This is a genomic window from Nocardioides sp. Z38_18 (assembly GCF_058215695.1).
On sequence record NZ_JBZAJE010000001.1, the window covers coordinates 2,270,327 to 2,279,950 of the forward strand.

The following is a 9,624-nucleotide window of genomic DNA, read 5'->3' on the forward strand; positions in this document are numbered from 1 at the left end:
AACCACCCACGCACAAGAGCACCGCAGCGGCAGGGTCGCGACCCGGGTCAGCCGCCGCCGTTGTCGCCGCCCAGGGAGCCGGGGGCGGTCTCGTCGTCGGCGCGCTCCGGCGTCTCCTGCGGCGTCTCCTGGTCCTCGGCCGGGTCAGGTGACGCAGCAGGGATCCCTGCCTGGGGCTGCTCGTTCTCGTCGGGCTCCATCGTGTTCTCGCTCATGGGTCGACGCTACCCACCTCGGCGAGGTCCGCCGTACGCTGCCGGTCACAGCCGTTTGCCGGTGTCCGGCGAGGGAACGGGCTCCTCCTGGGCACGCCGAGACCGAGGAGACCCCCCATGAGACACATGCCAGCGCCTCCCGTCCTGGTGCGCGGGATCCTGCGCCTCGAGGACACCCCCGCCCTGGACCGTCCGGTGCAGGCACTGGACCCGCACATCCGCAGGGCTTTCGGCAGCGGCGGACGTGGGGCCCTCCTGCGCGGTGACTGGCTGGGTCACGCGCTCCACCCCGTGCTGACCGACTTCGTCATCGGGAGCTGGACCTCGGCCAACGTGCTCGACCTGGTCGGCGGGCCCGGCTCCTCGCCGTCTGCGCGCCGACTGGTCGGGCTCGGGCTCCTCGCCGCCGCGCCGACCGCGTGGACGGGCTGGGCCGAGTGGAGCGACGCCGAGCCCCGCGACAAGCGGGTGGGCCTGGTGCACGCGGTCACCAACGGGGTCGCGATCGGCCTCTACGCCTCGTCGTACCTCGCCCGCCGCCGGGGCGGCCAGGCCACAGGAGTGCGCCTCGGGCTCGCGGGCGCCGCGGTCTCGGGCGTGGGCGCCTTCCTCGGCGGCCACCTGGCCCAGGCACGAGGCGTGGGCAGCCGCCACCCCGCGTTCGCGGTGGCGCCCCGCGGCGCGTGATCAGGAGCGCTTGTCCTCGTCGGGTTCGAACCTCACGTCGATCTCCTCGAAGCCCTTGGCACGCTGCGCCTCGGCCTGGCGCCGATAGGCACGCTCGTCACCAGGGGTCAGCTCCACGGCATCGGTGAAGGGCGTGAGCAGGGCGCGCGGGTACAGCCGGTCGGTCCGTACGACGTTGAGCTCGACGCACAGCGTGAAGATCACCGCCGTCAGGTAGAGGAAGGCGAGCAGGCCCAGCACGATCGCGAAGACGCCGTTGCTCGTGCTGGCGTTCTTGATGACGTGGGTTACGTAGGTGACCCCGAAGGTCTGCAGCAGCTGCCAGGCCACGGCCGCGATCGCCGCCCCCGGCGCGACGTCGCGGAACGAGAGCGCCCGAGCGGTGCCGAGACGGAACACGAAACCGAAGACCGCGGTGTTCAGGACCACAGCGCCCACGGCCAGCCCGATGCGACGCAGCACGGCGTCGTCCCCGAAGGCGCTGGCCCCGATCACCGACAGCGCGGTGGTGCCCACCACGGAGAGCCCCAGCGTGGTCAGGATGGCCAGCCCGCGGACCCGGCCCTTGAACGGGTCGGGCCGCTTGTTCCGCGGCACCGCCCAGGCGGTGTTCATCGCGTACTGCACTGCCTGCGCGACCCCGAGCCCGCCGTAGAGGGCCGTGAGGCCCCCGATGACGAGACCGAGGGTACCCCCGCCGATCTCGTCAGGCCGTCCCAGCTCGTCCCCGATCACCGGGAACTGGCGCAGGGCGGAGGCCTCGATCTCGCGCTGCCACCCCGGCTCCCCCGCCAGGACCAGCCCCAGCACCGCGGTGAAGATCAGCAGCAGGGGAAACAGCGAGACGAAGGCGTAGTAGGCGACCAGCGCCGCGAGGTAGGCGCCCGCGTCGTCGAAGTACTTGTAGACCACCGCGATCGGCAGGCCCATCCACGGGCGCCGGCGCTGCAACCGGTCGAGCCGAGAAGCGACGCTCATCGCACCCGCCCGGCGTGGACCACAGGGCCGAGGACGGGATCAGGCACCGAAGTCGACCTCGGCGGTGGTCACGGTTCCCACGGTGCGGCCCGGTGCCCGGTGCCGGCTCCAGGAAAGGTTGGTGTGCGCGATCACCTGGGCGGCGGTGGGTCCGCCGTACGCCGAGAGGTCCTCGGTCGTGTGGGCGTCGGAGACCAGGATCGTGTCGTAGCCGCGCACCACCGCCCCGTGCAGCGTCGACCTGACGCACTCCTCGGTCTGCGCACCCGCGACGACAAGCCGCCCGACACCGCGCTCGGCGAGCACCGACTCGAGCTCGGTGTCCTCGAACGCGTCCCGGTAGAGCTTGTGCACCAGGGGCTCGGTCTCCTGGCGGAGCAGCTCGGGCACGTAGTTCCAGCCGTCGCTGCCGATCGGCAGGGACTCGTGGTCCGCGACCCACACCACCAGCCGGTCTGACTTCCGGGCCGCCTCAACCAGGGTGGCGATGTTGGCGACCACCTGGTCGCGGTCGTGCGCGCGGGCGACCACGTCGACCTGCACGTCGATGACCACCAGCGCAGTGTGCGGCCGGTTCCCCAGCGTGCTGACGGGCATGGGCCCACGCTACGTCAGCGACCCCGTCGCCGCCGTGCGCCGCCGCGCGCCGCAACCTCACTGGTCCGACAGCGCAGGAAGTCCCGGCCCGTCGAGGTCCTCCAGCGCCATCCGTCGCCCGGTGACGGCCAGCAGCAGCGCCAGCGTGCTGCCCCGGACCTCGGCTCCATCACCCACGGAGAGGTCGGCGTCCGTCGCGACCAGCCGGACGCCCTCCAGCAGCTCCTTGGCGCCTCCGAAGGACGCCGGAGTGCGCGCCTGGAGGCTCAGCGCCCTGACCACGGCCTCCTCCGGGTACTGCCGGGAGAGCCCCAGGGGCCGCCGGATGTCCTCACCGTGCACGACCTCCTCGACGAGACGGCTCTCGATCGGGGCCGGCGGGGTCGAGGTCCGCGAGACCACCTGGCGAAGCTGCTCCAGGGTCTGCTGGGGCGTGGCCCCACGGCTGTGCTCCACCCCGCGGGCGTTGAGCAGGTCGAAGTCGAGGCGTGCCCGGGCCAGCCCGAGCACGAAGCCGGTGCGGGTGGTCCTGGCGGTGTTCAGCAGGTGGGCGGCGACGTCGTGGACGGTCCAGTCGTTGCACAGCGACTGCTGCGCCCACTGCTGGTCATCGAGCCCTTCGAGGTCGCGGATCAGCGCGGCCCGCTCCGCGTGCACCATCGGCCAGACGTCGCTCATCTCGCTCCTTCGCTCGTCACAGCCCCTCCGCGACTAGGTGGACCAGCGACAGGGCGCCGACTCATCGGAGCTGTTCTCGGGGGGACTGCCACTGGGGCAGGCTCAGAGCCGGCCCCGGGTGCGCAGCACCTCGTAGGCCAGCACGGCCGCCGCCAGCGGACCTTGGCGGACGCGGCTGTCGAGCACCGCCTCGAGCAGTTCCTCGAAGGGCACCCAGAGCTTCTCCAGCTCGGCCTCCTCGGCGTGCATCGCGAAGTCACCGCGGTCGGAGTAGCTCAGCCCCCGGGCGAGGTAGATGTGGTGCAGCTCGTTGGTGATCCCTGCCGAGGGGAACAGCGTGAGCAGGTGGCGCCAGTCCTCGGCCTGGAGCTCGACCTCCTCCTGGAGCTCACGGGCGGCCGTGACCTGGGGGTCCTCCCCCTGTGCGTCGCAGATGCCGGCGGGCAGCTCGATGAACACCGCCTGGCCGGAGTGGCGGTACTGCTTGATGCAGCACACCCGCTCCTCGTCGTCGAGCGCCAGCACCACCACTGCGCCGGGGTGCTCGACCACGAGCCTGCCGAAGGTCTCCTCGGGATGGTCGGGGCGCTGGACGACGTCCTCGCGCATCGCCACCACCCAGTCGTCCCGGTGGATGTCTCGACTCTCGACGACCGGCCAGGTGCGCGGGGCGTCCGCCAGCGGGGACTCGCTCACGCCCGATCGAGCTCCGAATCCAGTCCAGGGTCGCCGGCAAGAGCATCCTCCGCGCCGTCGGCGACCCAGCGGCGTCGCAGCGCGCTCTCGTCGATCGGGATGAGCAGCTCGCGCTGGCGCTGGATCGCGGCCCCGATCAGCCCGGAGAAGAGCGGGTGCGCCCGGGTCGGGCGCGAGCGCAGCTCCGGGTGGGCCTGGGTCGAGACGTAGTAGGGGTGCACCTCGTCGGGCAGCTCCACGAACTCCACCAGGTTGTTGTCCGGGGAGGTCCCCGAGAACACCAGCCCGGCCTGCTCGAGCTGGTCGCGGTAGGCGTTGTTGACCTCGTAGCGGTGGCGGTGCCGCTCCTCGACCTTCGCCTGGCCGTACGCCGCACGCACGACCGAGCCCTCCTTGAGGTCGGCCGGGTAGAGGCCCAGGCGCATCGTCCCGCCCAGGTCGCCGGCCCCCTCGACGAAGGCCTTCTGCTCGGCCATCGTGGCGATCACCGGCTCCGCCGTGTCGGGGTCGAACTCCGTGGAGGCCGCCTTCTCCAGTCCGGCCTGGGTGCGGGCGAACTCGATCACCATGCACTGCAGGCCCAGGCACAGCCCCAGCGTGGGGATCTTGTTGGTGCGGGCGTAGGTCAGGGCGCCGAGCTTGCCCTCGATGCCGCGGATCCCGAAGCCTCCGGGCACGCAGATTGCGTCGACGTCACCGAGGCGTCGCTTGGCGCCCTCGGGAGTCGCGCACTCGTCGGAGGGCACCCACTCGATCTTCACGCGCGCCTCGTGGGCGAAACCGCCAGCACGCAGCGCCTCGATCACCGAGAGGTAGGCGTCGGGGAGGTCGATGTACTTGCCGACCAGCGCGACAGTGACCTCCTCGTTGGGGTGGTGCACCCGCTGCAGCAGGTCGTCCCAGACGGTCCAGTCCACGTCGCGGAACGGCAGGTTCAGCCGTCGTACGAGGTAGGCGTCGAGGCCCTGGCGGTGCAGCACCTTGGGGATGTCGTAGATCGAGGGCGCGTCGGGCGCGGTGACCACTGCCTCCTCGTCGACGTCGCACATCAGCGAGATCTTGCGCTTGACCGAGGCCGGGAGCTCCCGGTCGGCGCGGCACACGACCGCGTCGGGCTGGATACCGATGGAGCGCAGTGCGGCGACGGAGTGCTGGGTCGGCTTGGTCTTGAGCTCGCCGGACGGGCCGATCCACGGCACCAGCGAGACGTGCAGGAAGAAGACGTTGTCACGGCCGATCTCGTGACGGACCTGGCGCGCGGCCTCGAGGAACGGCAGCGACTCGATGTCGCCGACGGTGCCGCCGACCTCGGTGATCACCACGTCGATCTCGGGCCCGCCCATCGCCAGGACGCGGTCCTTGATCTCGTTGGTGATGTGCGGGATGACCTGCACCGTGTCGCCGAGGTAGTCCCCGCGACGCTCCTTGGCGATCACCGAGGAGTAGACCTGCCCGGTCGTCACGTTCGCGATCTGGCTCAGGTCGGTGTCCAGGAACCGCTCGTAGTGACCGATGTCCAGGTCGGTCTCCGCGCCGTCGTTCGTGACGAACACCTCGCCGTGCTGGAACGGGTTCATCGTGCCCGGGTCCACGTTCAGGTACGGGTCCAGCTTCTGCATGGTCACGCGGAGGCCGCGTGAGCGGAGCAGTCGACCCAGGCTGGAGGCGGTCAGCCCCTTGCCCAGGGACGAGGCGACGCCTCCGGTGACGAAGACGTGCTTTGTCTGCTGCGGTGCTACCAAGAGGGCTCCCCGTGGACTGGAACGGTGCCCGCTGACGGGCCCGGAGGCATGCTCGATGTGCTGTCCTCCACGGGATTCGAGCCTACCAACGATTGGTGACGACGTACGTCGCGGGGGCGGATTCAGCCACTTCGTGTCGGCCGGCCCCGCGAGGACTGCGCCACCTGCAGCAGCTCCTGGGCGTGCGCCATCGCGGTGTCGGACTCCTCCAGCCCCGCGAGCATCCGGGAGAGCTCCTGCACCCTGGCGCCCTCGTCCAGGGTCTCCAGGCCGGAGGTGGTCACCGTGCCGTCACTCGACTTGCGTACGACGACGTGGTGGTCGGCGAACGCGGCCACCTGGGGCAGGTGGGTCACCACGAGGACCTGGGCCGACCGTGCCAACGCGGCCAGCCGCCGGCCGATCTCCACCGCCGCCTTGCCGCCGACACCGGCATCGACCTCGTCGAAGACGAAGGTAGGCACGGGCCGGGTGTCGGCCAGGGCGACCTCGATGGCGAGCATCACCCGGGAGAGCTCGCCCCCGGATGCGCCCTTGGACAGCGGCCGCGGCTCGGACCCGGTGTTGGCGGCCAGGAGCAGCTCGACCTCGTCCACGCCGGTGGAGGTGAAGTGCCACCGTCCCCCGTCGAGCTCCAGTCCGGTCTCGTCGGGCACACGGTGCAGGCGCACCTCGAACCGGGCGTGCGGCATCGAGAGGGAGTGCAGCTCCTCGGTCACCACGGCCGAGAGCCGCTCCCCTGCGTCGGCCCGCATCCGCGAGAGCGTGGCGCCCTCCTTCGCCAGGACGGCGCGCAGCTGCTTGCGCTCGGAGCGCAGCTCGGCGATGCGGTCGTCGGAGCCGTCGAGACTGAACAGCCGCTGCGCCGAGACCCGGGACCACTCGAGCACCTCCTCGACGGTCTCGCCGTACTTGCGGGTGAGGGCCGTCAGGGCTGCCCTGCGCTCGGAGACCGCCGCCAGCCGTGCCGGGTCGGTCTCCACCAGCGTGGAGTACGCCGCCACGTCGGCCGCCACGTCCGCGAGCAGGTAGCTGACCTCGGCCACCCGGTCGGCGAGCCCGGCGACCTCGGGGTCGTGCTCGCGCACGCTCTCCAACGACCGGCGCGCCGCCGCCAGCGCCCCGAGAGCGTCAGGGGCGTCCCGGTCCGAGGACAGTGCCTCCCGGGCGGTCTCGGCCGCGGTGCGCAGGGTGTCGGCGAAGCCGAGCCGGGTCTCCTCGGTCGCGAGCGACTGCTCCTCACCCGGCTGGGGGTCGACCGCCTCGATCTCCTCGAGCCCGAGCCGGAGCACGTCTGCCTCGCGAGCGCGTTCGCGGGCCGACCCGAGCACCTCGCGCAGCTCTGACTCGACCGCCTGCAGCCGCTCGAAGGAGGCGCGGTAGCGGACGAGCACCTCGTCCAGCTCGGGGCCCGCGTGCGAGTCGAGGGCCGCTCGCTGGGCCTCCGGACGCAGCAGCCGGTGCTGGTCGGACTGGCCGTGCACCGCCACCAGCGCGTCCCCCACCTTCGCGAGCGCCGAGGCGGGCACGGACACGCCGCCCAGGAAGGCGCGTGAGCGACCCTCTGCGGAGACCTGTCGGGCCAGCAGCAGCCGGCCGTCCTCGACCTCGCCGCCGTGCTCGTCGGCAATCGCCTCCAGACCGGGGCCGGAGGTCACCACGCCTTCGACCCTCGCGGTGCGGGCGCCGGTGCGGACCGCACCGGTGTCCGCGCGTCCACCGAGGAGCAGGCCGAGCGCGGTCACCAGCATCGTCTTGCCGGCGCCGGTCTCGCCGGTGATCACGGTGAGCCCCTCGCCGAGCTCGAGCAGCGACTCCTCGATCACCCCCAGGGAGGCGATCCTGATCTCCTCGATCATCGGGCCTCGTCCGCTCGCAGAAGTTTGGTCATGCGTCCTCACCGGGAGCCCGGGTGCTGCGCCGGCGGCGCTCGGAGGCGCCGCGCCAGCCCTCGACCGGCAGACCGAACTTGGCGACCAGGCGGTCGGTGAAAGGCGCCTCGTGCAGCCGCACCAGGCGCACGGGTGAGCGGCCGCGGCGTACCTCGATCCGGGCGCCCGGCGGCAGGTCGACGGTGCGCCGCCCGTCGCACCAGAGCACGCCTGCGCCCTCGGTCTGGGCCAGCACCTCGACCGCGAGCACCGAGGAGGGCGCGACCACCATCGGGCGCGAGAACAACGCGTGCGCGCTGATCGGGACCATCAGGAGCGCCTCGACGCCGGGCCAGACGATGGGGCCGCCGGCGCTGAAGTTGTACGCCGTCGACCCGGTCGGCGTGGCGCACACGACTCCGTCGCAGCCGAACCGGCTCACCGGGCGGCCGTCGACCTCGATCACCACCTCGAGCATCCGCTGCCGGGCCGCCTTCTCCACGCTGGCCTCGTTGAGGGCCCAGGTGGTCTCGATCAGCTCCTTGTCGCGGTAGACGGACACGTCGAGGGTCAGCCGCTCCTCGCTGGAGTACTTCCGCTCCACGATGAGCGAGATCATCTTCTCGACGTCCTCGCTCTCGGCCTCGGCCAGGAAGCCCACGTGTCCGAGGTTGACGCCCAGCAGCGGGGTCGTCGTCCCCCGGGTGAGCTCGGCGGCACGCAGGATGGTGCCGTCGCCCCCGATCACCACGGCGAGCTCGCAGTCGCGGGAGGCATCGGTGTCCGGGGAGACCATCTCCACGCCGTGTCCCGCGGGGAGCTCCAGCTCCTTGGCCTCGTCCTCGAGCATCCGCACGACCAGTCCGTTGGCCGACAACGCGGAGGCCACCGCGCGGGCGACGTCGCGCGCGTCCTCGCGACCCGTGTGGGCCAGCAGGAGGATGCGCCGGTCGGCTGCCTGGCTTGGTGAGGTCACGGGTTCACCCTCTCACCCGGCACCCCCAAAGACCCGGAACGGGCCACCTCCGCGCGCACCTCCTCGTTCCCGATCTCAGGATCACCGGCACGCAGCCACAAGAAGAACTCCACGTTCCCCGACGGGCCGGGCAGCGGGCTGGTCGTGACTGCCCGCGCCCCCCAGCCGAGCCGGGCGGCGGAGTCAGCGATGGCGGAGACGGCCTCGGCCCGGTGGTCGAGGTCGCGGACCACGCCGCCCTTGCCCAGACGCTCCTTGCCGACCTCGAACTGCGGCTTCACCATCAGCACGAGGTCTCCGTCCGTGGCAGTGACCCCGATCAACGGCTCCAGCACCAGCGCCAGGGAGATGAACGACAGGTCCCCCACGACGAGGTCGACCGGGCCACCGATGAGCTCGGTGTCGATCTCACGGATGTTCGTGCGGTCGTGCACCCGGACGCGAGGATCCTTCTGCAGGGCCCACACCAGCTGGCCGTAGCCCACGTCGACGGCGACGACCTCCCGCGCCCCCGCACGCAGGAGCACGTCGGTGAATCCGCCGGTGGAGGCGCCCGCGTCGAGGGCACGCCGCCCGGTCACCTCGAGCCCCAGGGGCGCGAACGCCTCCAGCGCACCGGCGAGCTTGTGGCCGCCGCGACTGGCATAGTCCGGGCTCGAGGGGTCCTCACGGACGACGAGGTCGGCGTCGGTGGTAATCGCGGTCGCCGGCTTGGTGGCGACCAGCTTGTTGACGCTCACCCGGCCGGACGTGATCAGCTCGCTGGCGTGCTCGCGCGACCGCGCCAGGCCACGACGGACCAGTTCCGCGTCGAGCCGCAGGCGACGAGCCGGTCGAGCTGCCATGGAGCTTCTCCTCCGAAAAGGAACTGCTGGATCTTGCTTGGAAATGACTAAGGGCCGCCCCAGATGGGGCGGCCCTTAGAAAGAATATGTCCGGCGACGTCCTACTCTCCCACAACCTCCCGGTTGCAGTACCATCGGCGCTGAAAGGCTTGACTTCCGGGTTCGGAATGGAGCCGGGTATTTCCCTTTCGCTATGGCCGCCGAAACTCTATGGAGTTATCGATCAAACAAAGCCATCGATCCCCTTGTGAGGAATCATTTCAGGCTCCCGACCGTAACTCGGGAACCACACAGTGGACGCGCAACATCTTTGAGGGACAAGCCCTCGGCCTATTAGTA

At 71.3% G+C, this 9,624-nt stretch carries 10 protein-coding genes and 1 rRNA gene; 1 reads left to right on the top strand and 10 read right to left on the bottom strand.

The window, feature by feature from the left end:
* Positions 1 to 47: 47 nt before the first annotated feature.
* Positions 48 to 215: a hypothetical protein gene (locus AC4BGC_RS11030; RefSeq protein WP_490555691.1), complete on the bottom strand. Its 168-nt coding sequence runs from the start codon at positions 213 to 215 to the stop codon at positions 48 to 50.
* Between the two features lie 117 nt (positions 216 to 332).
* On the opposite strand from AC4BGC_RS11030, the gene AC4BGC_RS11035 reads away from it, so the two are divergent.
* Entirely contained in the window at positions 333 to 902 is a 570-nt protein-coding gene (locus AC4BGC_RS11035; protein ID WP_490548927.1) for a DUF2231 domain-containing protein, read from the top strand.
* On the opposite strand, the gene AC4BGC_RS11040 is transcribed toward AC4BGC_RS11035, so the two are convergent.
* The 9 genes from AC4BGC_RS11040 to rrf form a co-directional block, all read right to left on the bottom strand.
* The gene (locus tag AC4BGC_RS11040; protein WP_490548925.1) at positions 903 to 1,880 is read right to left on the bottom strand and encodes a YihY/virulence factor BrkB family protein; all 978 of its coding nucleotides are present in this window, start codon (positions 1,878 to 1,880) and stop codon (positions 903 to 905) included.
* A gap of 39 nt (positions 1,881 to 1,919) precedes the next feature.
* Positions 1,920 to 2,477: an isochorismatase family protein gene (locus AC4BGC_RS11045; protein ID WP_490555692.1), complete on the bottom strand. Its 558-nt coding sequence runs from the start codon at positions 2,475 to 2,477 to the stop codon at positions 1,920 to 1,922.
* 57 nt (positions 2,478 to 2,534) lie between these two features.
* Positions 2,535 to 3,155: a maleylpyruvate isomerase family mycothiol-dependent enzyme gene (locus tag AC4BGC_RS11050; protein ID WP_490555693.1), complete on the bottom strand. Its 621-nt coding sequence runs from the start codon at positions 3,153 to 3,155 to the stop codon at positions 2,535 to 2,537.
* A 102-nt stretch (positions 3,156 to 3,257) separates the two neighbouring features.
* Complete coding sequence (locus AC4BGC_RS11055; protein ID WP_490555695.1) at positions 3,258 to 3,851, bottom strand: NUDIX domain-containing protein; 594 nt, start codon at positions 3,849 to 3,851, stop codon at positions 3,258 to 3,260.
* Positions 3,848 to 5,593, bottom strand: coding sequence for a CTP synthase (pyrG, locus tag AC4BGC_RS11060; protein WP_490548917.1), 1,746 nt, complete (start codon positions 5,591 to 5,593; stop codon positions 3,848 to 3,850). Before pyrG ends, AC4BGC_RS11055 begins: the two co-directional genes overlap by 4 nt.
* Positions 5,594 to 5,715: 122 nt before the next feature.
* The gene (gene recN, locus AC4BGC_RS11065; RefSeq protein WP_490555696.1) at positions 5,716 to 7,452 is read right to left on the bottom strand and encodes a DNA repair protein RecN; all 1,737 of its coding nucleotides are present in this window, start codon (positions 7,450 to 7,452) and stop codon (positions 5,716 to 5,718) included.
* 28 nt (positions 7,453 to 7,480) lie between these two features.
* Positions 7,481 to 8,440: an NAD kinase gene (locus tag AC4BGC_RS11070; protein ID WP_490548913.1), complete on the bottom strand. Its 960-nt coding sequence runs from the start codon at positions 8,438 to 8,440 to the stop codon at positions 7,481 to 7,483.
* Positions 8,437 to 9,285, bottom strand: coding sequence for a TlyA family RNA methyltransferase (locus AC4BGC_RS11075; protein ID WP_490555697.1), 849 nt, complete (start codon positions 9,283 to 9,285; stop codon positions 8,437 to 8,439). Before AC4BGC_RS11075 ends, AC4BGC_RS11070 begins: the two co-directional genes overlap by 4 nt.
* Before the next feature lie 88 nt (positions 9,286 to 9,373).
* Positions 9,374 to 9,490, bottom strand: a 5S ribosomal RNA gene (rrf, locus tag AC4BGC_RS11080).
* Positions 9,491 to 9,624 lie beyond the last annotated feature (134 nt).

What these genes read in the sequence shown, in the direction of transcription:
- AC4BGC_RS11030 (WP_490555691.1), bottom strand. Translation starts at nt 215, where the DNA reads ATGAGCGAGAACACGATGGAGCCCGACGAGAACGAGCAGCCCCAGGCA.
- AC4BGC_RS11035 (WP_490548927.1), top strand. Translation starts at nt 333, where the DNA reads ATGAGACACATGCCAGCGCCTCCCGTCCTGGTGCGCGGGATCCTGCGC.
- AC4BGC_RS11040 (WP_490548925.1), bottom strand. Translation starts at nt 1,880, where the DNA reads ATGAGCGTCGCTTCTCGGCTCGACCGGTTGCAGCGCCGGCGCCCGTGG.
- AC4BGC_RS11045 (WP_490555692.1), bottom strand. Translation starts at nt 2,477, where the DNA reads ATGCCCGTCAGCACGCTGGGGAACCGGCCGCACACTGCGCTGGTGGTC.
- AC4BGC_RS11050 (WP_490555693.1), bottom strand. Translation starts at nt 3,155, where the DNA reads ATGAGCGACGTCTGGCCGATGGTGCACGCGGAGCGGGCCGCGCTGATC.
- recN (WP_490555696.1), bottom strand. Translation starts at nt 7,452, where the DNA reads ATGATCGAGGAGATCAGGATCGCCTCCCTGGGGGTGATCGAGGAGTCG.
- AC4BGC_RS11075 (WP_490555697.1), bottom strand. Translation starts at nt 9,285, where the DNA reads ATGGCAGCTCGACCGGCTCGTCGCCTGCGGCTCGACGCGGAACTGGTC.